The sequence below is a fragment of the Nostoc sp. CmiVER01 genome (genome assembly GCF_034531135.2).
Taxonomy (GTDB): domain Bacteria; phylum Cyanobacteriota; class Cyanobacteriia; order Cyanobacteriales; family Nostocaceae; genus Nostoc.
In genome coordinates this window covers 19,322-43,707 of the sequence record NZ_JAVRBU020000026.1, presented here as the reverse complement: position 1 = coordinate 43,707, position 24,386 = coordinate 19,322, and the positions used below count along the sequence as shown (strand labels likewise).

General features: G+C 40.2%; 19 protein-coding genes. 7 read left to right on the top strand and 12 right to left on the bottom strand.

Features of this window, described 5'->3' with window-relative positions:
* The first annotated feature begins 36 nt into the window (after nt 1–36).
* The 4 genes from RMZ43_RS32360 to RMZ43_RS32345 all read left to right on the top strand — a co-directional run bounded on the left by RMZ43_RS32360 (nt 37) and on the right by RMZ43_RS32345 (nt 3,061).
* Nucleotides 37–399 carry a hypothetical protein gene (locus RMZ43_RS32360; RefSeq protein WP_181374248.1) on the top strand — a complete coding sequence of 121 codons (363 nt, stop codon included), beginning with the start codon at nt 37–39 and terminating at the stop codon, nt 397–399.
* Nucleotides 400–535: 136 nt separating this feature from the next.
* On the top strand, nt 536–1,543 hold the full coding sequence (locus RMZ43_RS32355; RefSeq protein ID WP_322654182.1) for an LLM class flavin-dependent oxidoreductase: 1,008 nt from the start codon (nt 536–538) through the stop codon (nt 1,541–1,543).
* Nucleotides 1,533–1,907 carry a hypothetical protein gene (locus tag RMZ43_RS32350; RefSeq protein ID WP_322646785.1) on the top strand — a complete coding sequence of 125 codons (375 nt, stop codon included), beginning with the start codon at nt 1,533–1,535 and terminating at the stop codon, nt 1,905–1,907. The genes RMZ43_RS32355 and RMZ43_RS32350 overlap by 11 nt, the downstream gene beginning before the upstream one ends.
* Before the next feature lie 257 nt (nt 1,908–2,164).
* On the top strand, nt 2,165–3,061 hold the full coding sequence (locus RMZ43_RS32345; RefSeq protein ID WP_322654169.1) for an Rpn family recombination-promoting nuclease/putative transposase: 897 nt from the start codon (nt 2,165–2,167) through the stop codon (nt 3,059–3,061).
* Between the two features lie 194 nt (nt 3,062–3,255).
* Here the strand turns inward: RMZ43_RS32345 and RMZ43_RS32340 are convergent, their stop codons facing one another.
* Nucleotides 3,256–3,942: a pentapeptide repeat-containing protein gene (locus tag RMZ43_RS32340; RefSeq protein ID WP_322654168.1), complete on the bottom strand. Its 687-nt coding sequence runs from the start codon at nt 3,940–3,942 to the stop codon at nt 3,256–3,258.
* A gap of 307 nt (nt 3,943–4,249) precedes the next feature.
* The gene (locus RMZ43_RS32335) at nt 4,250–6,103 is read right to left on the bottom strand and encodes an adenylate/guanylate cyclase domain-containing protein (protein ID WP_322654167.1); all 1,854 of its coding nucleotides are present in this window, start codon (nt 6,101–6,103) and stop codon (nt 4,250–4,252) included.
* Nucleotides 6,104–6,207: 104 nt separating this feature from the next.
* Between RMZ43_RS32335 and RMZ43_RS32330 the strand changes: the two genes are divergently transcribed.
* The 3 genes from RMZ43_RS32330 to RMZ43_RS32320 all read left to right on the top strand — a co-directional run bounded on the left by RMZ43_RS32330 (nt 6,208) and on the right by RMZ43_RS32320 (nt 11,580).
* A complete protein-coding gene (locus tag RMZ43_RS32330) occupies nt 6,208–9,912 on the top strand; it encodes an NB-ARC domain-containing protein (protein WP_428850952.1) in 3,705 nt (1,234 codons plus the stop codon).
* Nucleotides 9,913–9,949: 37 nt separating this feature from the next.
* Nucleotides 9,950–10,204 (top strand): hypothetical protein, encoded by a 255-nt coding sequence (locus tag RMZ43_RS32325; RefSeq protein WP_322654165.1) that lies wholly within the window; start codon nt 9,950–9,952, stop codon nt 10,202–10,204.
* A gap of 296 nt (nt 10,205–10,500) precedes the next feature.
* Complete coding sequence (locus tag RMZ43_RS32320; RefSeq protein ID WP_428850951.1) at nt 10,501–11,580, top strand: calcium-binding protein; 1,080 nt, start codon at nt 10,501–10,503, stop codon at nt 11,578–11,580.
* Between the two features lie 168 nt (nt 11,581–11,748).
* Here RMZ43_RS32320 and hypB read toward each other — a convergent pair whose 3' ends face one another.
* The 10 genes from hypB to RMZ43_RS32270 all read right to left on the bottom strand — a co-directional run bounded on the left by hypB (nt 11,749) and on the right by RMZ43_RS32270 (nt 24,194).
* Nucleotides 11,749–12,570: a hydrogenase nickel incorporation protein HypB gene (gene hypB, locus RMZ43_RS32315; protein WP_322655792.1), complete on the bottom strand. Its 822-nt coding sequence runs from the start codon at nt 12,568–12,570 to the stop codon at nt 11,749–11,751.
* Nucleotides 12,561–12,902 (bottom strand): hydrogenase maturation nickel metallochaperone HypA, encoded by a 342-nt coding sequence (locus RMZ43_RS32310; protein WP_322655793.1) that lies wholly within the window; start codon nt 12,900–12,902, stop codon nt 12,561–12,563. The genes hypB and RMZ43_RS32310 overlap by 10 nt, the downstream gene beginning before the upstream one ends.
* Nucleotides 12,903–12,922: 20 nt before the next feature.
* On the bottom strand, nt 12,923–14,011 hold the full coding sequence (gene hypE, locus RMZ43_RS32305) for a hydrogenase expression/formation protein HypE (RefSeq protein WP_322655794.1): 1,089 nt from the start codon (nt 14,009–14,011) through the stop codon (nt 12,923–12,925).
* Nucleotides 14,012–14,061: 50 nt separating this feature from the next.
* The gene (gene hypD / locus RMZ43_RS32300; RefSeq protein WP_322655795.1) at nt 14,062–15,240 is read right to left on the bottom strand and encodes a hydrogenase formation protein HypD; all 1,179 of its coding nucleotides are present in this window, start codon (nt 15,238–15,240) and stop codon (nt 14,062–14,064) included.
* 244 nt (nt 15,241–15,484) lie between these two features.
* Nucleotides 15,485–15,760, bottom strand: coding sequence for a HypC/HybG/HupF family hydrogenase formation chaperone (locus RMZ43_RS32295; protein WP_322655796.1), 276 nt, complete (start codon nt 15,758–15,760; stop codon nt 15,485–15,487).
* Nucleotides 15,761–15,831: 71 nt separating this feature from the next.
* Nucleotides 15,832–18,177, bottom strand: coding sequence for a carbamoyltransferase HypF (gene hypF / locus RMZ43_RS32290; protein ID WP_322655797.1), 2,346 nt, complete (start codon nt 18,175–18,177; stop codon nt 15,832–15,834).
* A gap of 55 nt (nt 18,178–18,232) precedes the next feature.
* Nucleotides 18,233–19,447 (bottom strand): hypothetical protein, encoded by a 1,215-nt coding sequence (locus RMZ43_RS32285; RefSeq protein ID WP_322655798.1) that lies wholly within the window; start codon nt 19,445–19,447, stop codon nt 18,233–18,235.
* 684 nt (nt 19,448–20,131) lie between these two features.
* Nucleotides 20,132–20,299 carry an HNH endonuclease gene (locus RMZ43_RS32280; RefSeq protein WP_322655799.1) on the bottom strand — a complete coding sequence of 56 codons (168 nt, stop codon included), beginning with the start codon at nt 20,297–20,299 and terminating at the stop codon, nt 20,132–20,134.
* Nucleotides 20,300–20,308: 9 nt separating this feature from the next.
* Nucleotides 20,309–20,512, bottom strand: a complete 204-nt coding sequence (locus tag RMZ43_RS32275; RefSeq protein ID WP_322650970.1) for a hypothetical protein — start codon at nt 20,510–20,512, stop codon at nt 20,309–20,311.
* Between the two features lie 34 nt (nt 20,513–20,546).
* The gene (locus tag RMZ43_RS32270; RefSeq protein ID WP_428850950.1) at nt 20,547–24,194 is read right to left on the bottom strand and encodes a HEAT repeat domain-containing protein; all 3,648 of its coding nucleotides are present in this window, start codon (nt 24,192–24,194) and stop codon (nt 20,547–20,549) included.
* Nucleotides 24,195–24,386 lie beyond the last annotated feature (192 nt).

Sequence of the window (24,386 nt, the reverse complement as noted above, 5' to 3'; positions counted from 1 at the left end):
TTTAATTGATAAAATTATGTTATATTAAATAGCGTGATGGACGCTACAGAAATATCAGTTCCAATGATTGCTGAAGATATCTTAGCCAAAGAATTCACAAGAGTCCTCAACGAATACTACCCAAAAGTTGGAGAATTACTAGATGGGTGTTATGTGAAAGTCATTACCTGTTTTTGGGGACGACCTGCGAGACGCCTGCAATATATAGGAATTTATTGCTCTGACGAAATGATTTCCTGTGTGCAAGCTCATAAAGAAATACTCAGAGAAGTAGCAGACAACATGGGTCTAGTACAGGTAGTCTGCATGAATGCCAAACGATTATTGCGCGACCCGATGTCGAATATCAAACACAATAACCCACGTCTATGGTTGGAGTTGCAGTGGGTTGCAAATTAGTCTTTGAGCGCATTAATTGAGAGGAGTAAAGGTGTTTGTGGTGAAAACTTTATTCCTCAAAAATTTAAGCACGCTTAGTGCTTACTACGAACCTATCGACCACAAGAATAGCCAGCACAAAGTATTAACGCAAGTAATGAAAACTGGAATTTTCTGCAATTACGATAATCATCACCAAGATGCTCGTCGTGCCATCTTTGAGCAAGTCACGCTGATAAAACAGGCAGAAAGTTTAGGTTTTGAAGAAGCCTGGGTGAGTGAACATCATTTTAGTGAATCCAATCTCAGCCCCTCTATGTTGCTGTTAATGGCACACTTGGCGGGGCTGACTTCAACTATCCAATTAGGCACTGCGGCGGTATTACTGCCATTCCATAACCCGATTCGGGTAGCGGAAGATATCGCCACTCTGGATCACCTGTGCAATGGACGATTATTATTTGGAGTTGCCAAAGGCGGCCCCTTTCCCCAACAAAACAAGCATTTTGCGACACTCCCAAGTGAATCCCGTCCCAGGATGCTAGAGGCGATCGCACTGATTCAAAAGCTATTATATGAAACTGATGTATCATTTAATGGCAAGTATTATCAATGCGATCGCTTAACAATTTACCCAAAACCATTGCAGAGTCAAATACCAGTGTATGTTGCCACTGGTGGCGATGATGGTATCGAGTTTGCTGCTAAACATTCTTTCAGCTTGATGGGTGGGCCGCCATTCTCCCTACAGAGATTGAAGGATACTGTTGCTAAATATCGAGCCTTAAATTCTAGTGGTGCGGAAAATTTTGTGCTGGCACGCTTCTTTTTTGTTGGCAAAACATTTGACGAGGCGGTGAGTGAAGCGTTACCTTTCGTTCGCAAATTTAGCCAAAAAATGAAAGCTAATTCGGCTGAATTATTGCAGAATAATCCAAATCCCAACCAAAAACCATTCGACCGCACAAATATTTGTTTCGATGAAGATTATTTGATTGAGAACTCAATTATCGGTGATGTGGAGACTTGTCGAGACAAAATCAAGAAATTTCAAGACGAATTAAATTTAGGTACGTTAGCACTCAAACCCTCGTCTTCGGATATGCAAAAAAACTTGGAGAGTTTGACGCGCTACAACCAAGAGGTGCGAAATTATGTCTTCTAAACTATACCAGCTTCCTCCCGATGATTTACCTCCATCTGAGGTAACAAAAGAGGATGGAATGCTGCAAATGGAGCTAGAACAGTCTACAGGTAGATGCTTTTATCAAGCCTGCGATCGCATTACGCGAGTCTTGTTATCTAATTGCCAGTGGTATGTCACAACAAATGCTAGCATTCTAACATTAATTGTTGACTGTCCTGATTTAGTATCTTACTGGCATATAGTCAGCAATATTGCCCAGTTAGGTAATAGATTAGAGCGGTTTGCTAGCAACGGTAAAATCCGCGTTTATCCGCCATTTGGCAAGGGGATGCCATTTGAAATCAGCGTAAATGAAATATCAGCTTATCGAGATTGGCTTTGAAGTAAATAGAAACTGGTAATCATCCTTATCGCTGTCTTCCACCCTGTACTTTAAAAGTGCAGGGTGTTGTATTTTATGAGAGATATAATTTATTTTTAAAATTGGACGCAGTTAGTTATTGAAGTAGAAATAAATACTGAAATTTTAGTTTGTTTTTGTATTTTGAGACGTAAATATTTAGGCGATCGCTATGTCTACACTCAGTGTTAGTCTAATTAAAAGTGTAGTAGCGATTATCTAAACCTATCTACTTGCTTATGTCCAAACCTGCTGATATCAGCACTAAACGCCTAATCAGTCTTGCACCCGATAACTGGGTAAAATGGGTAACACAAATTCCCGATGTTATTGTAGGTGAAATTCTCAACTCAGAATTTCAGTGGGTTAGTAGACAAAGTGATGTACTTATCCGTGTCGAGAATCCGCAGTATGGAAAATTTCTAGTTGTCAATGAATTACAACTGCGGTATAAACCGGAAATGCCACGACGGATGCGTGCTTATGCAGCTCTAGCTGAAGAAAAATATAATTTACCTACCTATCCAGTATTAATTAACATTCTTAAAGGAACTAATATAGAAATACCTACAACATATACATCAAATGTTGCAGGTTTAAGAGCAACTCAAGATTATCGAGTGATTAACCTATGGGAAGTTGATGTAAATACTGTCTTTAATACACCATTACCATCCTTAATTCCATTTGTACCCATCCTCAAAGGGGGTGAAAACGAGGTTGTAATTCGAGAAGCTTTGCAAATTCTGCGTCAGGATGAACAATTAAATCAACTTGAAACAGTTTTGGCTTTTTTTGCTACGTTTGTAATAGAGAGTGCCCTAGTCCAAGAAATCATGAGGTGGGATATGGCTGTGTTGCGTGAGTCGCCTTGGTATCAAGAAATTTTACGTGAAGGAGAAGCACGCGGGGAAGCACGCGGAGAAGCACGCGGGGAAGCACGCGGGGAAGCACGCGGACGACGAGAGGAATTATATTCAGGTATTGAATTGGCACTGGAGATAAAATTTGGGACTCCTGGCTTAGATTTAATGCCAATCATTTACCAAATCACAGATTTACAGCGATTAAAAGTGATTCAACAGGCTATCAAAACGCTAAATACAGTTGAGGAACTACAGCGAGTTTGTGATTGATTTACTGGTAAAAAAACTTGTGATTTTTTCACTTAGCGATTTATACCACAATACGCTTGGGTTAAGGCCAAAAACTAAAACTGGCGTAGCGCGGTCATCGCACTCTTTGCAACGAATACCCACCCCCAGTCGCACCGCCAGTTCTAACCCTATAAGTCAATAGGGTTCAGTTAAGGCTAAAACCACCACAAAAATCAAGGATGAATTTTCCCATCAGACATCACCGCTCCTTGAAGATTGGCTCCTTGAAGATTGGCTCCTTGAAGGTTGGCTCTTAGAAGGTTGGCTAGTACCAAAATAGCTCTCTGAAGGTTCGCTTTTGACAGGTTCGCTTTTACCAGGTTGGCTTGCGACAAGTTAGCTTGCGACAAGTTAGCTCCTTGAAGGTTTGCTTGCAACAAGTTAGCTTGCGACAAGTAAGATCCCTGAAGGTTCGCTTTTGATAGGTTCGCTCCTTGAAGGTTCGCTAGTAACAAAATAGCTCCCTGAAGGTTTGCTTGGTACAAAGTAGCTTGCAAAAAAACAGCTCCCTGAAGCTTCGCTTCTGATAGGTTCGCTCCTTGAAGGTTCGCTTGCAAAAAAACAGCTCCCTGAAGGTTAGCTTTTGACAGGTTGGCTTTTGACAGCTTTGCTTGGTACAAATTGGCTTGCATCAAAGTAGCTCCCTGAAGGTTAGCTCCCTGAAGGTTGGCTTGGTACAAATTGGCTTGCATCAAAGTAGCTCCCTGAAGGTTAGCTCCTGATAAGTCGCAGTTGAAACACTTGTTGGTATTCAGCAGCTGCTTAACGTGTTCAGGATTGGCAGCATATCCGGGAGTAGTTAAAAGAGTAGAAGTGCTAACACTAATAAGCAGAAAAGCTTGGTAAATGTTTAACTGCATCGTAGTTCATTATACAATTCGAGAGAATTCTCTCATATTTGCATTTTTTCAGCTTCTTACTCCAAATTTTTCAACGTGATAGCAAGATTACAGAGATGTAGCGATCGCTCTATGATAAAAAATACTTCCAGTTTTGATGAACCCCCAGAGGAATTTCGTAACTTAGTGACTTAATTTGACAGGTTTTAGTTTAAACGCAGAGGTACGCAAAGGAAAGCGCAGAGGGACGCAGAGTTTTTAAGATAATGCAACCTGTATCTTTGTTAAAGGGAGGCAAAGTTATGCTACGGTGTACTTTGTCTTCTGCTTAATTAGGTTTTTGAGAAATCATTTTATAGAGGTTATCAAACTGAGCTACGAGTGCTGGAGGAACAGCCGTAAAATGAATATAAAAGCTTCTTGTGTTTGCTAGTTTTTCTAAGACTTTGGCATATATATCTTCACTCACTTGTGTTGAGTTTTGAGATATGAAAAGATTAATTTTAATATTAGTTAACTTATGAGGTATTTCATTAGGAATATCTGCTTGTAATTCGGCTCCTTTTGCTGATAGTTTAATTAAACGTCCTGAAAAAACCGGATTATCCATTTGCTTGTTATGCAAAATAGTGTATATAAACGGAATTTCTTGAGGAACAGGGAAAAATATTTCTTCTTCTTTGGGTAAATAAAGATTGTATCGTCCACCCACACCATATACTTCGTAAATGGTAATTGGTTGGCTTATACCTTTCGGCTGAACTTGCTTTTGTCCAATAATTTTGACGCTTGACTCTACTTCATTGAAAGTCTGCTCTGAAATAAGAATTTGACCGCCACTAGTATATGACTCAATGCGATAAGTGAGATTTACTTGACTACCGACAATTCCATATTTAGTCCGCTTCTCGGAACCAATATTGCCGACTATAACTTCACCTGTGTTAATACCAATCCCCATTTCTAATGGTGGCCAGCCGAGGGTTTTCATCTTTTCATTAACGCCACCCATTGCTAATTGCATGGCACAGGCGCAGGTAACGGCTCTGAGGGCATCATCTTCTTTAGCGATCGGGGCACCAAATAATACCAGAATACCATCCCCCATAAACTCATCAATAGTACCTTGGTAATGATTAATCACATCCGCCATGTATTCTAAATAGAGGTTAAGGATGTGAATTACTTCTTCTGGCGGAAAGCGTTCTGAGAGTGCAGTGAAGCCTCGTAAATCAGAGGTGAGGATAGTGATTTTGCGTCGTTCACCACCGAGTTGTAATCTTTCAGGGCTTTCTAACAAGTTAGCGACAACCATATCACTTAAATATCGTCCGAAAACTTGGCGAATTAATTGGTTTCTTTTTTCTAATTCAGTATTGGCTTCTGCTAAATCTGTGGTTCGTTCTTTGATTCGATGTTCTAAATTTCTGCCATTTTCTCGGAGTTTCCCAACAACAAGTGTCAATCCTGAGAGTCCTAAGACTGACATGCCGCCTAACATGGCGAAGGTTCCTTGGAGACTTTGGTTGGTTTTGGTGATTAAATTATCGAGAGATTGAGAAATTTGCCACGCTCCAGCAACATCTCCTACTTCCCAGTTTTTCTTTGGACTGGTGGGATCTGTGTTATGGCAAGTTACACAACTTGGTTTCATCAGGCTGGCTTGTGCATAACGCAAGGTGGTATATCCATTTTGCTTCTCAAGACGATAGAATTTTTGACGAGGATTTTCTCTCAAGAAGTTGAGTGCGTCCCGCTCAAATGCGTCTCTTGCTCCACCTTTGGTTTTGCGCCAAGGATATGGATAGTTACTGTACAGCCGTACAGACATTTCGGCATTTTTTTCACTAATTTGCTCGCCAAGTTCAATCGCAAAAGTTGAGGGTAGGGGGATTGCGCCTTTGGTATTGAGGTAAGCGTGGGTGACGGTAATTCCAGGTACGGCTTTAGCTCGCTCTGCGGCTGCGGCGCTGTAGAGGTCAAATGCTTGAGTTAATGATTGGATATTCAAGGCAGCATTTTGAACTGCTTGGGATTCAATTAAGCTCGACGAAAGCGCAGACATATTAGAAATTGCGATCGCGATCGCTCCACACAACATAATTGTGAGTACAAGAGTAATCCTCTGCAACAGTAAGCGTAAAAATGATTCCCAAATTCGACTAATTAATGGCTGAACCATAAACCTTGTGTAAAGAATTTGTAAAATATTGCGTATTATTTTTGTTATTCTCTGATAAATGAATTATGCCATTCTACTTATAGAATTTAAAGTATATTTAACTTTTGTCGATCGCAGCAATGGATATTGAGCAAGCACTCGCATTTACAGACGCTCTCGTTTTTGCCAAGTCAAGAATTCATTTGAGCGATCTCCAACAAGCTATGTTGCGTGAGTCTTGGTCTTTGGAACGCCAAAGTTACGATCGCATTGCCGATATTTATGGTTATTCTCCAACTTACTTAAAACATGATGTTGGCCCGAAACTATGGAAACTCCTTTCAGAAGTTTTAGCAGAAAAAGTTAATAAAACAAGTTTTAGAACAGCAATTGAGCGTAGATTTAAAATAGAGAATACAACTACCCAATCAAATCAAGTTCAAGAAAATATCTTTGATAATATTGAAGAAAAAATGCAAACAAAATTTGCTGATACTCTGCTAGTTGCAGAAGCAAATACTTCCCATCAAGATTGGGGAGATGCAATCGATGTTGATTTTTTCTACGGAAGGCAAACAGAATTAGCTCAGTTGCAGCAGTGGATTTTGGTTGATCAGTGTCGGCTTATAGCTTTGTTAGGAATGGGTGGAATGGGAAAAACTTCCCTCTCTATAAAGCTGGCACAACAATTACAGAGCGAGTTTAAATGGGTGATTTGGCGAAGTCTGCGAAATGCGCCACCAGTACAAGAGATATTAACAGAGTTATTAAAATTCTTATCTAATCAGCAAGAAATTGATTATCCAGAAACCGTTGAAGGCAAAATTTCGCGTCTGCTGAATTATTTGCGATCGCAGCGTTGTTTAGTAATTTTTGATAATGTTGAAACCATCTTACAGCACAACGATAAATCTAAATCATCTTATATCGAAGGCTATGAAGCTTATGGCGAAATATTTAGACAAATTGGAGAAATTCGCCATCAGAGCTGTTTAATTCTAACAAGTAGAGATCAGCCTTCAGAAGTTCGCCTTTTAGAAGGAGCAAGCTTACCCGTTCGAGCTTTTCAATTGGGTGGATTGCAGAAAACAGAAGCACAAGAACTTTTGCAGTTAAAGGGTAATTTCCAAGGCTCAACAGAAGAATGGAATCGGCTAGTTGAAGGTTATGCAGGAAATCCTTTATCGTTGAAAATTATTGCAACGACGATTCAAAACTTGTTTGATGGCAGTATTTCTGATTTCCTTAAACAGGAAACATTAGTTTTTGGTAATATTCGCAATCTAATTTCTCAACAATTTGAACGGCTTTCTGAATCTGAGAAAACAGTTATTTATTGGCTTGCTATCTATCGTGATTCTGCTTCATTTGCAGAACTGCGATCGGATATTTTTCCACCTATATCGCCGCAGAACTTCATTGAAGTTCTAGAATCGTTAGAGCAGCGCTCTCTAATTGAGAAAAACAAGCTGACACTGATTGCAAAACATCGGGCATTTTCACTTCAGCCGATGGTAATGGAATATGTCACCGAGAAATTAGTTGCTCAAGTTTGTCAAGAAATATTAACAGGTTTAGAAGCGAATGCCAATCAAAAAAATTTGCTTTTCAAAACTCATGCGTTACTAAAAGCTACTGCACAAGACTATGTGCGAGAAACACAAGTTCGTTTCATCCTGAAGCCTATTCTTGAACGCTTATTACTAGATCGCTTATTAATAGAAGTCAGCGAAAAACTCGCAATTGAGAACCTGCTTAGTGAATGTTTAACCAAACTACGAGGTACATCGTCACTCAAAACTGGATATGCAGGCGGTAATATTTTAAATTTGCTTTGTCAACTGCAATCAACTTTAACTAACTACGATTTTTCAAATTTAACGATTTGGCAAGCCTATTTACAGGATGTGAATTTGCATAATGTTAATTTTGAATCTTCTGATTTGAGTCAGTGTGTTTTTGCTGAAACCTTTGGTATGGTGTTTGCTGGTATTGCTTTTAGCCCAGATGGAACATTATTAGCTACGGGGGATGCAGAAGGTGAACTTCGTCTTTGGGAAGTTGCAACAGGGAAACTTCTTGTCAATTTTGCTGGACATTTAGGTTGGGTTTGGTCGCTTGCTTTTAGTCCAGATGGGCAATTATTAGCAAGTTGCAGTAGCGACAAAACAATTCGGCTGTGGGATGTCAATACTGGTAAATGTCTAAGAACGTTGTTAGGACACACAAGTTCAATTTGGTCAGCTGCCTTTAGTGCCGATGGTCAAATCCTTGCTAGTGGAGGCGATGAACCAACAATAAGATTATGGAATGTCAACACTGGGGAATGTTACAAAATTTTGTCGGGTCATAGGGATCGAATTCTTTCAGTATCATGGAGTCCAGATGGTCAAACCCTCGCTAGTGGCAGTGCCGATTTCACAATTCGACTTTGGAAAATTAGTGGAGAATGCGATCGCATTTTAGAAGGACATAGCGATCGCATTTGGTCACTTTCCTTTAGTCCAGATAGTCAAACCCTAGCCAGTGGCAGTGCCGATTTCACAATTCGATTCTGGGAAGTTAGTACTGGAAACTGCTTCAATATATTACAAGAACATAGCGATCGCGTCCGATCAGTAGTCTTTAGTCCCGATGCCCAAATGCTGGTCAGCGCCAGCGACGATCAAACTGTGAGAATTTGGGATAATACAGGGCAATGCCTGAATATTTTACCAGGACACAACAACTCTGTATTTTCAGTTGCTTTTAATGCAGATGGTCAAACTATTGCCAGTGGTAGCACAGACCAAACTGTAAAACTATGGGATGTTAGTACAGGTAGATGCTTTAAAACCTTAAAAGGATATAGTAACTCTGTATTTTCAGTTGCTTTTAATGGTGATGGTCAAATTGCTAGTGGCAGCACAGACCAAACTGTAAGATTATGGGATGTCAATACCGGGATTTGTCTAAAAAAATTCACCGGACATAGTGGCTGGGTAACTTCCGTAGCGTTTCACCCAGATAGAGATTTGCTAGCCAGTAGCAGCGCCGATCGCACCGTTCGGATTTGGTCAGTTAGCACTGGGCAATGTCTACAAATTTTGAAAGGTCATGTAAATTGGGTACAATCAGTTGCCTTTAGTCCAGATAGACAAATCTTAGCAAGCGGCAGTGACGACCAAACCATTCGCTTATGGTCTGTCAGTACAGGAAAATGCCTCAACATATTGCAAGGTCACTCCAGTTGGATTTGGTGTGTTACCTTTAGCCCCAATGGTGAAATAGTCGCTAGCAGTAGTGAAGACCAAACCATTCGTCTGTGGTCGATTTCCACTGGTGAATGTCTCCAAATTCTAGAAGGACACACTAGTAGAGTCCAAGCGATCGCTTTTAGTCCAGATGGGCAAATCCTCAGTAGTGCTAGTGAAGATGAAACAGTGCGCCTGTGGTCAGTTGATACAGGTGAATGCCTCAATATTTTTCAAGGACATAGTAATAGTGTTTGGTCAGTTGCCTTTAGTCCAGAAGGTGATATTTTGGCAAGTAGCAGCTTAGATCAAACAGTGAGAATTTGGGATAGGCATACAGGGGTTTGCCTGAAAGTGCTGCCTGTCATGCCTCATGCAATGCGATCGCATATCGCATTTGGTAAATATACAGAACATTATGCGATCGCTAGCGGCAGCCAAAACGGAACTATTCAGATTTGGGATGCCCAAACGGGTGAATCTTTAAAAACACTCAATCCTGACAGACCTTATCAAGGAACCAACATTACAGGCGTAACAGGAATCACCACAGCTCAAAAAGATGTCCTCAAAGCTTTAGGTGCTTTCGAGATTTGAGGCATAAATTACGCAAACAATAGCCGATGCAATCGATGTGCAGGTCGATGCAATCGATGTACAGGTCGATGCAATCGATGTGCAAGTCGATGCAATCGATGTGCAGTTCGATGCAATCAATGTGCAGGTCGATGCAATCAATGTACAGTTCGATGCAATCAACGTGCAGTTCGATGCAATCGATGTGCAGGTCAAAATAGTTATACCAATTGCAAAAAACAATGCAACAAATAGACCATTTGTAGAGACGCGATTCATCGCGTCTTCAAAGACCAATCATCTACACCGATAACTTTTAACTGAACCGTATTGTTTATAAGTACACCGTAAAAATATATACGGTAAGAAGTTTTCCAAATACCGTACTTGTCCTCTGCTTCAACCTTAATTTTTTAGACGAATTCGACTTAATTATCTCCTTAACTTTCCATAACTTATCCTCATCGACGCGATCGGGCTACAAACCTAAAGTAGAGGAGTCCTGAAAAACGAAAGGGAAAACCACCCAAAAACAGGACATTTCCCACTTAAAACGAGGTCTATCGCCTCATCAAAAACATTATTTTCAAGAATTAAGGAGAAATTCAAATGGGAACATACACTGGTGATAATACTAACAATACATTTATAGCTGACGATGATGGACAACCTTGGTTGCTCTCTGGAAAAGGAGGTGATGATTACCTAGCAGGTAAATCTCAGAACGACAAAATTTATGGCGATGAAGGTAATGACAACCTACTTGGTGGAACTGGCAACGACATCCTAGATGGTGGAACTGGCAACGATAACCTATATGGCGGCGCTGGCTTAGATAGCCTATATGGTGGAGATGGCAATGACATCATAACTGATACAGATGGTATTGTTGATGGTGGTGCTGGCACTGATACTTTAGTTGCAGATTACAGCCAGTTGAATAATGGAGCTGGTGTTGATGTCGGATTTAATGGACAGAATGCCATCTTCAGCCGCTTGACTGGAAATCCTGTACTCAACTACAGCAATATTGAGCGATTTGAAATTACAGGTACACAATACACCGATGTCCTGCGTGGTGGTGCTGGCAATGATATTCTCAATGGTGGCGCTGGTGATGACCTGATTTTTGGTGGTGGAGGTTATGATACGCTCAACGGTGGCGATGGCAACGACAGAATATCTGACACAGATGGTATTGTCGATGGCGGCGCTGGCACTGATACTTTAGTTGCAGATTACAGCCAGTTGAGCAATGGGGCTGGTGTTGATGTCGGATTTAATGGACAGAATGCCATCTTCAGCCGTCTAAATACCGCTACTTTACTCAGCTACAGCAATATTGAACGATTTGAACTTACTGGTTCACAATACGCCGATGTTCTGCGTGGTGGTGCTGGCAACGATCTTCTGGTTGGCGGAGTTGGCAATGATATTCTTGCTGGTGGTGCTGGGGCCGATCAATTTGTCTTCAATTCTAAACTTGAAGGAGTTGACGTTATCAAGGACTTCAGTCGGGTGGAAGGTGACAAGATTCAAATTTCTAAAATTGGATTTGGTGTTACTGACGTTAGTGCTTTCAGCTATAATGACGCGACTGGTGCATTGTTATTCCAGGGAACTCAATTTGCGACTCTTGAGAATAAGCCTGCTAATTTCGCGGTTAGTTTGGATATCCAGCTTATCTAGAATTTTAGAGAAATTAGTCTGATAAGTTTATAATTTAAAGCCAACAAACCTACACCCGGAAATTATTTTTAACTTCCGGGCGTAATTTTTCTATTGTCAAGTCACTCATGAATGTATGGTAGGGTATGCTGCGTAGGCGTAGCCAGCCGTAGGCATCCGCTTCATCAATTATCCTACCACCTTTTCAGTTACCCATTTATACCAACTATCTAACCCAGTACCAGTAGTTGCGGAAACCTGAAAAATTTGAATTTGGGGATTCACCTGCACAGCATACTCTATGCACTTTTGCACATCAAAATCTACATAAGGTAGTAAATCAATTTTAGTGATAATCATTACATCACTAGCACGGAACATATGCGGGTATTTTATCGGCTTATCTTCTCCCTCTGTGACTGAGAGAATCACGACTTTTGCCTGTTCTCCTAAATCAAATAAAGCTGGACAAACTAAATTTCCGACATTTTCAATCATCACAACAGAATTCAATGGCGGATTCAGTTGTTGTAAACCTCTGTCTATTATTGAGGCATCTAAATGACAGCCTGTTCCAGTGTTGATTTGGATGACTTTAGAACCAGTTTCTTTAATTTTTTTGGCATCGTTAGCAGTTTCTTGGTCGCCTTCAATGACACTAATAGATAATTGATGTTTCAAATCATTGATAGTTCTCGTTAAAAGAGTTGTTTTACCAGCACCGGGAGAACTCATTAAATTTAAGGCGAGAATATTTCGACCTTTAAACCATCCCCGATTTTGGGCGGCTAGCAGGTTATTCTTTGCTAATATATCTTGTTCTAAAGATATCGTTGTATTGTGTATTTTGGCATGAATTTGAGACACTTCTATATGCGTGTCATGGCTGTGGGAATGAGTGATGACAGTTCCATCTGGTAAAGTGTGAGTATGATTATGTTCAGCTTTATCTGTTTCTAAATTTGTAATTTTGACTTCGCCATCATCAGAACAGCCGCAGGTTACACACATAATTCCTCTATTTCTATTTCTTTAATTTTCAATTCTTCACCAGTAATTAAATCTAATTGCCCGCTACCACAGTTACAGATACCAAAAGGTTTATCTAAATAAACTTCTGCACCACATTGGCGACATCGCCCTAAGCCAGAAATTTCCACAATTTCTAACGTCGCCTCTTCTAAAACTGTGCCTTGGGTGCAAATATCAAAACAAAATCGGATAGCGTCGGGCATAATAGCTGAAAGTTTACCAATTTCTAATAAAACTCGCTGCACTTTTGCGCCTTTGGCGTGTTCAGCTACAATTGCCACAATATTTTTGGTAATTCCAAGTTCGTGCATACAATAAAATCTATTAAATATTAACAAATTCGTGGCAATTGGTCGCCTACCAACATATCAACAATCCTTTCAGTACCAAAAACTGTTTTTAACAATACGATACCCGTGGGTGAAGAAATAACTTCGCCAATAATAGAAGCATCTTTGCCTGATGGGTGTAATTTCATAGCTGATAAAACGTTTTCAGCATTCTTTTTTGGAACCACTACAACTAACTTACCTTCATTAGCTAAATACAACGGGTCTAAACCGAGAATTTCACAAACTCCGTTGACTTCTTCTCGCACTGGAATAGATTCTTCGTATAGACGAATTCCCACATTTGAACTGAGAGCAAATTCATTTAATACTGTCGCTAAACCACCGCGTGTAGCATCTCGCATAGCATGAACTTGGGGATATACATGGAGAATATTTTCTACTAAACTATGTAACGGCTGACAATCACTTTCAATATTAGTATTTAAAGCTAATTCTCCACGGGCAATTAAAATCGCTGTCCCATGATTGCCTATTTCACCATTAATTATTATTGCATCTCCGGGTTTAATATTGTAGGCAGAAATATTAATTCCTCGCGGGATAATACCAATACCAGCAGTATTAATAAAGAGTTTGTCGGCAGCACCACGATGTACAACTTTTGTGTCACCAGTAACAATTTGAATACCCGCTTTTTCTGCGGCTGCTTTCATACTGGCTGCGACACGGCGTAAAGTTTCTACAGGTAATCCTTCTTCTAAAATTACGCTACAAGTTAGATATAAAGGTTTAGCACCACTGACAGCTAAATCATTAACTGTGCCGTTTATAGCTAATTCTCCTATATCACTTCCGGGGAAAAATAACGGGTCTACAACGTATGAATCTGTTGTAAATGCGAGTCTGTCTCCTTGTTGAAGGAGAGGGGTTAGGTTGAAGCTGGCTTGGTCTTCTAGTTGTGAGAGAATGGGGTTCTCAAAATTGCTGACAAATATTTCGTCTATTAAATCACGCATGGCTTTACCACCGCTACCATGTGCGAGAGTTATATGAGTGTCTTGCACTTTAGGTTGGCGACGGCGGATTGGTTCTATTTTTTGGATTGGGTTTGTGGAGGAAATATTCATATTAAAATTTTTTTTTAACGCAGAGGGAAGCCCAGAAGTATGCGGAGTATTTAGTCTGAGGAGAAGCCGCAGGCGGGGAGAGGTACTTGAGTTATTTTTGGTTTTTGGTTGATTGTTTTTTTGGCAATGGTGGAGAGTCGTCCATATTTGTAATAGGCTGCACAAGCGCCTTCGGAAGATACCATGCAAGTACCGATTGGTGTTTCTGGTGTGCAAGCTGTACCGAATACTTTGCATTCCCAAGGCTTTAAGACTCCTTTGAGAATTTCTCCACATTTACAAGCTTTATGGTCGGCTACTTTGAGGTTAGGAATGGTAAATTTAAGTTCAGCATCAAATAGGGCATATTCAGGTTGAATTTTTAATCCTGAATAGGGAATGTCACCTAAGCCGCGCCAATCAAAACTATCTCGGATGGCGAAAACTTTATTTATGGCTTGCAGGGCTACTGTGTTTCCGCTTTTTTGGACAATTCGGTTATATTGGTTTTCAACTTCACAACGATTTTCTACTAGCTGTTGCAATAGCATCCAAATTGATTGGAGAATATCTAAGGGTTCAAATCCTGAGACGACTATTGGCTTATTATATTGTTGGGAAATAAACTGATATGGGTCAGTGCCAATTACCATGCTGACATGGCCAGGGCCAACAAATCCATCTAGTTGTAAGTCTGGATTATCTAGCAGTGCTTTGAGGGCAGGAATCACAAGAACGTGATTAGAAAACATACTAAAGTTATGAATTTCTTCGGCTGCTGCTTGCAGAATAGTGAAGGCGGTGCTGGGGGCTGTGGTTTCAAAGCCTAATGCAAAGAAAACTACTTCTTTGTCGGGGTTATCTCTGGCAATTTGCAGGCTATCTAAGGGAGAGTAAACCATACGGATGTCTGCACCTTGCGCCCTAGCTTGCAGTAAAGTGGTTTTGGAACCGGGAACTCGCATTGCGTCGCCAAAGGTGGCAAAAATGACGTTATGATTTTGAGAGATTGCGATCGCATCATCTAATCTCCCTTTTGGCATAACGCATACTGGACAACCAGGCCCATGAATTAGTTCGATGGTTTGGGGTAATATTTCTTCGATACCGTATTTAAATATGGAGTGGGTATGTCCGCCGCATACTTCCATGATTTTGATGGGTTTTTCTAGCTGCTGGCTTAATTTGGTGATTTCGCGGCGTAAGGCTTCTGCTTTTTGAGGTTCGCGGAATTCGTCAACATATTTCATAGGGATTGGGGAATAGTTAATTTCGCTTTTGTGGTAGGGAGTTTTTTACGAACCGCCAAGACGCCAAGAACGCCAAGGAAGAAAGAGGTGAGTTTTAAAACCTTTCTTTACGTGAGACAAGAAAAGTCTATTATTTAATACCATTTCTTTATGAAGCTGCGCTAAATCTCTTAATTTCTTATTTCTTGGCGTACTTGGCGCTCTTGGCGGTTCGTTCTTTATTTTTTACACTATAGGCACATTTTCATACAGAATTGGTATAAGTACTAATCCCTGCTTGTGCTGCTGCTAATTCTTGGAATAGTTGTAATGTTTCTGCTGCTTCTTGTTCATTAATTCGATTCATGGCAAAGCCAACATGGACTAATACCCAATCACCAATACAAGCTTCGGGTGGATGTTGTTCATCAACGATGCAGGCAATATTTACTTCGCGCTTTACACTACCAATATTAACTAAGGCTAGTTTATGGTTAACGTTGGTAATTTCTATAATTTGTCCGGGTATTCCTAAGCACATTTTTTTTTGAATATAAACTAACCGTAGAGGCGCAAAGAACACAGAGAAAATTATTTCTGAGTTTTCAAATATCAATACTTGTGTATTAATTGTGCGGCTGTAATAACTGCTTGTCCTAAAGATAAGCTACCGTCGTTAGCTGGAACTAAGCTATGAGTGAGTACTTTTATTCCCAATTTTTCTAATTGTTTGGTAACTTGCTGTAACAATATACAATTTTGGAATACTCCTCCTGTTAGGGCTACCTGAGAAATCAGATTTTCTTGAGAAAGATGCTTAACCATTTCCACAATTGCATTCGCTAAACCTTTGTGAAATTTGGCAGCCATAACTTGTTGTGAAATCTGCTGCTGTAAGTCATGGAGCAATGCTTGCCACATTGGACGCGGGTCTATACAGTAAATACTATCTGAAAAGCTAAAGTTAAAAGGATAGATTAGCGTTTCTTTATCATTATTTAAGCTGCTAACATCTACTATAGCTTCCATTGCGATCGCAGCTTGTCCTTCATAGCTACATTCATCTCTATAAATACCGATAGCTGCCGCTACTGCGTCGAACAGCCGCCCCACTGAAGAAGCTGAAGGAGAGTTAATTTTTTTATCTATAAGTTGATTAAGTAGCTTTAGTGGCTTATTTTTCAGAAATTTTACGATTTCTAAATCAGCATATTGTTGTTGGTAATCATCCCAAAGGTTAGTAGCTACTAAGTGGGCATAAGTACTACGCCAAGGCTGATAAATTGCTTGTTCACCACCAATCATTGCTACTGGTTTAAATGTTGCTAGTCGCTGAAATTTCCGATAATCTGCTAAAAGAAATTCTCCACCCCAAAGTGTATTATCATCACCGTAACCTAAACCATCTAAAGCAATGCCTAATACCGGAGGCGAATCTAAAGGAATCCCATTTTCTGCCATACAAGCGGCGATATGCGCGTGATGATGTTGGATTTGATGAATTGGAATTTGATTTGTATCTGTGAGTTTTTTACCAAGTTTGCTGGAAAGATATTCAGGGTGTTTATCAACGGCAATTACTTCTGGTTTATGTTCAAATAAATTTAAGTATAAATTCAAAGTCTCTTGATAAGCATTAAAAGCCGCAGCATTTTCTAAATCTCCTAAATGTTGAGATAGAATCGCTTCTCCTTCACGCAACAGGCAAAAGGTATTTTTTAACTCACTACCCATTGCTAAAATTTGCGGTATATTATGAAATCCTAATGGTAAACTAATTGGTGCTGATGCATATCCTCTAGCACGGCGAATTGTTTGGACTTTATCGCCGATAACTCTCACAACAGAATCATCTACCCCATTAATAATCTCTCGATTGTGAAAGAGAAAATAATCAGCGATTGCCCGTAATTTTTCTCTTACTTCGTCATTATCAATACATTGTGGCTCATCAGCAAGATTGCCACTTGTTAAAACAATTGGGCGATTCATCCGCCGCAAAATTAAATGATGTAAGGGCGTATAAGGTAGCATGAAACCAAGGGTATTTTGCCCCGATGCTATCGATGGTGCTACTTTTTTACCTGTTGCTTGTAGTAAAACAATTGGTGCAACAGAACTTGTCAATAATTCTTTTTCTTTGGCGTTGACACTACAATATTGTTCAATTATCTCAATATCTCGCGCCATTAAAGCAAAGGGTTTATGATAGCGCTTTTTGCGCTGACGCAGTTTTTGTACAACGGTTTCCTGAGTTGCATCGCAAGCCAGATGAATACCACCTAAGCCCTTAATTGCGATAATTTCACCCTTTTGCAACAAGGTACAAACGGCATCAACATCATCTAGCATGGAGAACATGGAAGCAGTAACCGATTTACTATCAGCGCGTTCTAACCAAGCTGAAGGGCCGCAAGCATAACAAGCTACAGGTTGGGCGTGAAAACGCCGATTTTCGACATCGTGGTATTCCTTTGCACATTCTGGACATATAGCAAACGCAGACATACTGGTATTGCTTCTGTCATAAGGAATCGCACGAATAATACTCAGGCGGGGGCCGCAATGAGTACAGTTAGTAAAGGGATAGCGATAAAAGCGGCTAAAAGGGTCAAATATTTCTTGTTGACATTGCGGACAAGTAGCTGCGTCAGGGGTAATTTCTGTTTTAATGGCATTACTGACACTAGTAGAAATCACAAAATTGTTAAAGTTAAATTTACCTTCATAAGGAATTCTAGTTAGCTGATTAATTTTTGCTAATGGTGGACATTCTGTTTGCAATCTGGCAACAAATTCTGTTAATGCTTCCTCACTACCAGATACCCTAATTAATACACCTTGCCCATCATTACAAACATCTCCAAGCAAACCACAGGCTTTAGCCAGACGATATACAGTAGGGCGAAATCCTACTCCTTGAACAGTACCGCGAACTCTAATTTCTTCAGTCGCCATATAAATCTGACTTTCCAAAATTACGAATTACTTTAGCGTAGCGGGGCGTAGCCCATTACGAATTATTAAACTGCCAAAGCAAAATTCGGTTATTTCCAGAATCAGCTATGATTGCTGTTTTGCCACAAATTTTTATCCCGTAACACCAATTTAAGCTATCTCGTTTTGGCAGCCCAAAATTACGATTTTCACCTTTACTTTGAAAATTTATTTGTCCTGCAAGGGCATCTGCCGCCGCACCTTGCAGTGATAAAATTGATTCTGGCTTCCTCCATCCTAACAAACGAGAATTAGCGGTATCTGCAACTACTAACCAATCACCAGCCACACCCACACCATAAGGCATACTTAAACTACTAGCACTTGGCAAATAAACTCCTTGATTCATTTCTACAAAATCAAAATTTTTTTGTCCTAAAACTACTGCACAAGGAGCATTATTTTCTGTGGGTATTCCTTGCCAAATCATTACTCGATGATTACCTGCATCGCTGACAACCAAATTTTCTTCCCAAAAGGTGATGTCGTGACACCAACGCATACTCGCTGCGGTTGGAGAAGCACCACCGTTTTCATTGCGAGATATCATATCTGGTTGTCCCAAAACTACATCAGCAGGTTGGCCATTTTCTGTTGGTAATTGATGCCAAATTAATACTCTTCGATTACCAGTATCAGCAATAAATAGGCGTCCTTGATAATAGAAAACACCATAGGGCCAGTGCATTGTATTAGCAGATGCTGTTTGATTTCCTTGATTTGGTTCATTATCAGTAAAATTAACTTGTCCTAACACCAAATCTGCTGGAACATTGTTATCTTCTGGTAAGTTCTTCCAAATCAAAATCCGATGATTCCAAGCATCTGCTACAGCTAACCCTTTGCCGCAAGCACAAATCCCTGTTGGTACACTTAAAGTTGCTCTTCCTGCTGTAGTTTTAGCATTTTGTCCTTCATGATAAAAGTCAGGCTGTCCAATTACCCAATCAGCCGATTGACTATCTCTTGTGGGTAAATTTTGCCATCCTAATAATCGATGATGTCCTGTATCTGATACCCATAATGGGCCAGTTTCTGATAACAAGCAAGCACCACGAGGCCCAAACATTGTTGTGGCATTGGGTGCTACAGGTATAACTAATTCTTCTGGTTCAATAATGTTACCTAAAATTACCTCTGCACCTTGAGGTGATAGAGGTAAATCTTGAGGGTTTTCTGTTACTTCTAGCGGTAATTGTGATATGGGATTAATTATGATTGGGATATCCATGAACCGCAGATAGACGCTGATAATTATTTAAAAACATTAATGTTGATTAGCATGTAACAACAGTAACGGTTTTGCATTATGCTTTCAAATTCAGTTAAAACCTCTAATTAACTTCTGTATTAATTAAGCTAAAAAAAATCAACATAGCCTTTAGAGGATGTTTGAAAAGTCCTATTCTCTGTATCAAATAGTTTTAGATCCTCCTAAATCCCCCGTAAAAAAGGGAACTTTAATTTTGGTTCCTCCCCTTAAAAAGCTGCGATGCAGGGTGGTTTCATATAACCGTAGAAAAATCAAAATACTGATAAGGGTATTTAAGCATTCACGGTTGAAAACAAGATGAATCTGATTGAGCAGTTACAACAAATTCGGTGATTATCGCCATATCCGAGGGGGGAGGCATGAATTATGGTTGGTGCTGTTGCTGACACTGCTGGGAGCGATGACCGGATATTGGGGCTATTGACCACTGGAAGACTTTACACTTACGTATCGACAAAGATTAATAGAACTGTTAAATCTCAAAGATACTACTAAGTTTCCCTGCTACTCGACGTTTCGGCGTGTGATGACAACAGTTAACTTTCAACTATTAACGGAGTTATTTAATACTTGGCAGCGATGACAGTGCCGCCAAATCCAGGAGAGCGATTAGCAATTGAGGGTAAAACCCTGGTTAATCAGCTAATCAGCTATTTCAGACTTTGTTGAGCCACTGTGTTTGACACTTATTACATGGTCAACTTGAAAACCTAAGCCGTCTACTTCTGGATATAAACAATACTCGCATATATGGGCGGCGCGATCGCTAACTAAACGTCGCAGTTCTGCATTAATATATGGACGAGACATTTTGAATACTTATTTAGGGTTAATATACTGAGTAGCTCTTGCTTTTGCCAACCTCATAATATGCTCTAGCGTGAGGAAATGATCTAACTCTCGCTGGTCACTTCCTGTAAGACCTTCAGTTTTTGCGCGGTAAACGAGATCCTCTAAACGGTCTTTGGCTGCATCCGAGAGTTTGAAATCCATAACACTTTGGGGAGTGGTTCCAGCAGCAATAAACTTTTACTGTGAATAGTAAATCAGCTTACATTTACCCTTCCCACTGCTTTAACTTCTTCTGAGCAAATTCCCGCACTTGCTCATCTGGGTCATTCTTGGCGCGATCGCGCAACAGTGGTAAAGTCTGGGGATGCTGAGAAAATTGCTTGATAATTGTCTCCAGTGCAATGCGCCGAGGATTAGGTTCATCCCCTTTCTTGCGCTCAAAGGAATCATCAACAGCGCAGTTGTAGTAGATGTCAAACAATTCAGGCTCATATTTAAAGTATTTAGCTAATTTTTGGACTGCTGCACCTCGCACATTTTCATGCTCATCCTGGGTAGCGCGTTCTTTAAGGATGGATTTGGTGTCGGGGTCATCTTTGAAGTTATTCGCTAATCCTCTGACTGCTGTACCTCGTACATATTCGTGATCATCCTGAGTAACGCGTTCTTTAAGGATGGATTTGGTGTCGGGGTCATCTTTGAAGTTATTCGCTAATCCTTCAACTACTGCACCTCGCACATTTTCATGCTCATCCTGGGTAGCGCGTTCTTTGAGGATGGATTTGGTGTCGGAGTCATCTTTGAAGTGATTCGCTAATCCTCTGACTGCTACACCTCGCACATTTTCATGCTCATCCTGGATAGCGTGTTCTTTGAGGATGGATTTGGTGTCGGGGTTATCTTTGAAGTTATTCGCTAATCCTCTGAGTGCTGTACCTCGCACAACCCAGTGCTCATCCTGGGTAGCGCGTTCTTTGAGGATGGATTTGGTGTCGGGGTCATCTTTGAAGCGATTCGCTAATTCTTCGACTGCTGCCCCTCGCACATACCCATGAGCATCCTGGGTAGCACTTTCTTTGAGCCAGGTTTTGGTGTCGGGGTCATCTTTGAAGTTCTTCGCTAATCCTTGGACTGCTGTATTTCGCACATTGTTATTATCATCCTGGATAGCGCGTTCTTTGAGCCAAGTTTTGGTGTCAGGGTCATCTTTGAAGTGATTCGCTAATTCTCGGACTGCTGTATTTCGCATAACCCAGTGCTCATCCTGGGTAGCGCATTCTTTGAGCCAGGTTTTGGCGTCGGGGTCATCTTTGAAGTTTTTCGCTAATCCTTTGACTGCCCCACGTCGCACAAATAGGTGATCATCCTGGATAGCGAGTTCTTTGAGCCAAGTTTTGGTGTCAAGGTCATCTTTGAAGTTTTTCGCTAATTCTTCGACTGCTGCACTTCGCACAACCCAGTGCTCATCCTGGATAGCATGTTCTTTGAGGAAAGTTTTGGTGTCAGGGTCATCTTTGAAGTTTTTCGCTAATTCTTCGACTGCTGCACTTCGCACATCTTCGTGCTCATCTTGGGTAGCGCGTTCTTTGAGCCAGGTTTTGGTGTCGGTAGATTCTTGCCAGATCGTTGCAATTGCTGTTACTGCTTGAGTGTGAATTTCTTGAACTAGCTCAATTCCTTCATCATAATAGGGATAATAGCTATTGTCATATATATAGTAGCTATTGTCATAATAGTACCAGAGTTCATATTTAGTTAAGTCTTTTAGCTTGTCAAGTAATTTATTAGCCGTTGACGCGATCGCCGAGCGATTTCTCACTTCTACAAGACACTTAGCCGCTAAAAAAAGATTGACAAACTTTTCCTCTTCGCCATCTTGCGCCATTAAATAATCAAGAATTTCCCCAACAAATTTAGGCTCAATCATTCCCGCAATTAGCAGCAAGACTTCATACCAACTTTCATCTTGCCAGTGTTTGCCAAAAACCTCATTCTTCAGTTCCTCAATACTCAGCGTTTGCGTTTCTTTAAACTGCCAGACAAACTCCCAAGCACAGAAATATTCTAAAAATGTCCGATGTACAAAAGCATAATAATCCGCGCCCAGGAAACATAACATAAAGTTGCGAGTCCGCAGTTGATTAATCATCACCCGCGCAGCTTCTCTGGGTTTATCAAATTCTATGGTTTTGAGATAATCAGTCATAACTTTGACTAAATCATTTTCATTAATCAAATTACCTGCCAAACCTTTGTCACCAGTTTGCATCAGATAAGCAACCTGACGCAGCATCGCTTGCTTATCTTTATAATCAATCGTTTTAGGATCTAACCTCTTATCTTCTGTCAAAGCACGTTCCACATCCCATTGATGCAGCAACACCCGCGAAGCTTGATCGTAAAGTGTAGCTCTATCTCTTGGTAGCTCTTGATTCCGATTAAGAATTGCCATCATCGTCAACAGCAGAGGATTTCCCGCCAATTCTGCAATAGATTTGGAAGCTGCAATTCCTCTTTTTAGCCGTTCCCGTTTTCTGACTTTATCTACAGCATCGGTAAAAGTTAACTCATGCCAACGGTAGATAAAATCCTGAATTTGTTCTAAGTCTAAATCTTGTAATATAAAGTGGCGAAACTCAGCATTAAGCAATCGTTGCGGTTTATAGCCAATAATCCGGGAAGTGACAATTACCTGCACATCAGGATAGTCATTAGTAAAGCGATGAATATCAGTAATTACATCCTCTCGCTTACCAGGGTCAAATACCTCATCCAAACCATCAAACATTACTAAGGCGTTACCAGCTTTTAATTTTTTATCTAGTTCAAGCTGATTAAGATGATGAACAGCACCACTACATTGATGGAAGAATTCGAGAAAATTATTGCACTCTTTATCTTCCCGTCGCCGCATATAAGTGCGTAATTCAATAAGCAAGGGAATTGGTAAAGATATAACATTATCCAGTGGAGACTCAGCCCAATTCAAAGCCAGAAATTGCAACAATGTAGATTTACCTGAACCAGGATCGCCCAAAATCACAATACTTTTATAATCTTGCTTTTTATTGACAACATCTAAAACACAACGTATCGGCTGTTCAAAATAAACCCGTTTGTGGCGTTCTAACTCTTCTAATTCAACAGCTTCTACTTGTTCACTTTCTCGCAGTCGTCTAAGATGTTCTTTAGACAGTTCGTGAACTTGTGGTAAAACTTGATGAGTTTCCCGGACATTTTGAGCAGTAAAAATCCGCCATAATTTCAGTTCGTTATAGGCATAGCCGCTAGTATCTAAGCTATCTAACTTGAGATTGCCATAGCGTTCGCGGATTCCTTCTTGATATTTGCTTAAATTAAAATCTACAATAACACCAGCAATTTCTTTTGTATTGATTTCAATATCAGATAGCTTTTGTAGTTCTAGAAGATGGTGTAATTCTTTTGAATCTAAAAGAAGTTCTTGGACTTCTGTAAAATACTGTTCTATAAGTGATTGCCAGTTAAACTTAGATGGCAGAGGTTTTAATTGCAGCCTGTTCCAACTATCTTCTAAGGTTTTAGCGTCTAAAGATTCACAATTAATATCAAAACCTTTACCAAGAGTTTCTGCAACCGATTTATCGCTGATAAACTTCTTGATATCTTTGGTGTACTCTTTAATCTCAGTTTCAGCAAGTTTGCAACGAACCTTTAACTGCTGCTGCATGAGTTGCACAAATTCTTTTAACGCTTTACCAGCAGCAATTTCTATGTCTTCTTTCTTAAGTTTCTGGAAAATCTTGCCAGGGATACCTTTTAAGAAATCTTTAGCCCAATCTTTAGCAGCATCTTTGGCTAAATCTTCCAGAATGGGTTTATTTTTAAACCCGGCGGCCTGAGTTACACCCCAATAAGCTAACCAGTCCAGCATAATACTCGTTTCTGTTGAGAGTTTGATTACGAGTATATCCACTAGTTTGAATAATGTTTACAGATTTCAGGGTTATTGCAGAAATAGATTGCGCGATCGCATTTAACCCCACATCTCATCAGAGAACAAGTTCTTTGGCTAATAGCTCAACTCCACAGTGGACTAAAACTTTTGAAAAAACTAACGCTGAAG

Excerpts from the sequence above, each read along its gene's own strand:
- RMZ43_RS32360 (WP_181374248.1), top strand. The coding sequence starts at position 37 with ATGGACGCTACAGAAATATCAGTTCCAATGATTGCTGAAGATATCTTA.
- RMZ43_RS32335 (WP_322654167.1), bottom strand. The coding sequence starts at position 6,103 with ATGGTTCAGCCATTAATTAGTCGAATTTGGGAATCATTTTTACGCTTA.
- RMZ43_RS32340 (WP_322654168.1), bottom strand. The coding sequence starts at position 3,942 with ATGCAGTTAAACATTTACCAAGCTTTTCTGCTTATTAGTGTTAGCACT.
- RMZ43_RS32280 (WP_322655799.1), bottom strand. The coding sequence starts at position 20,299 with ATGTCTCGTCCATATATTAATGCAGAACTGCGACGTTTAGTTAGCGAT.
- RMZ43_RS32350 (WP_322646785.1), top strand. The coding sequence starts at position 1,533 with ATGTCTTCTAAACTATACCAGCTTCCTCCCGATGATTTACCTCCATCT.
- RMZ43_RS32285 (WP_322655798.1), bottom strand. The coding sequence starts at position 19,447 with ATGGATATCCCAATCATAATTAATCCCATATCACAATTACCGCTAGAA.
- hypE (WP_322655794.1), bottom strand. The coding sequence starts at position 14,011 with ATGAATATTTCCTCCACAAACCCAATCCAAAAAATAGAACCAATCCGC.
- RMZ43_RS32355 (WP_322654182.1), top strand. The coding sequence starts at position 536 with ATGAAAACTGGAATTTTCTGCAATTACGATAATCATCACCAAGATGCT.
- RMZ43_RS32320 (WP_428850951.1), top strand. The coding sequence starts at position 10,501 with ATGGGAACATACACTGGTGATAATACTAACAATACATTTATAGCTGAC.
- hypD (WP_322655795.1), bottom strand. The coding sequence starts at position 15,240 with ATGAAATATGTTGACGAATTCCGCGAACCTCAAAAAGCAGAAGCCTTA.
- RMZ43_RS32295 (WP_322655796.1), bottom strand. The coding sequence starts at position 15,760 with ATGTGCTTAGGAATACCCGGACAAATTATAGAAATTACCAACGTTAAC.
- RMZ43_RS32310 (WP_322655793.1), bottom strand. The coding sequence starts at position 12,902 with ATGCACGAACTTGGAATTACCAAAAATATTGTGGCAATTGTAGCTGAA.
- RMZ43_RS32270 (WP_428850950.1), bottom strand. The coding sequence starts at position 24,194 with ATGCTGGACTGGTTAGCTTATTGGGGTGTAACTCAGGCCGCCGGGTTT.
- RMZ43_RS32345 (WP_322654169.1), top strand. The coding sequence starts at position 2,165 with ATGTCCAAACCTGCTGATATCAGCACTAAACGCCTAATCAGTCTTGCA.
- hypB (WP_322655792.1), bottom strand. The coding sequence starts at position 12,570 with ATGTGTGTAACCTGCGGCTGTTCTGATGATGGCGAAGTCAAAATTACA.
- hypF (WP_322655797.1), bottom strand. The coding sequence starts at position 18,177 with ATGGCGACTGAAGAAATTAGAGTTCGCGGTACTGTTCAAGGAGTAGGA.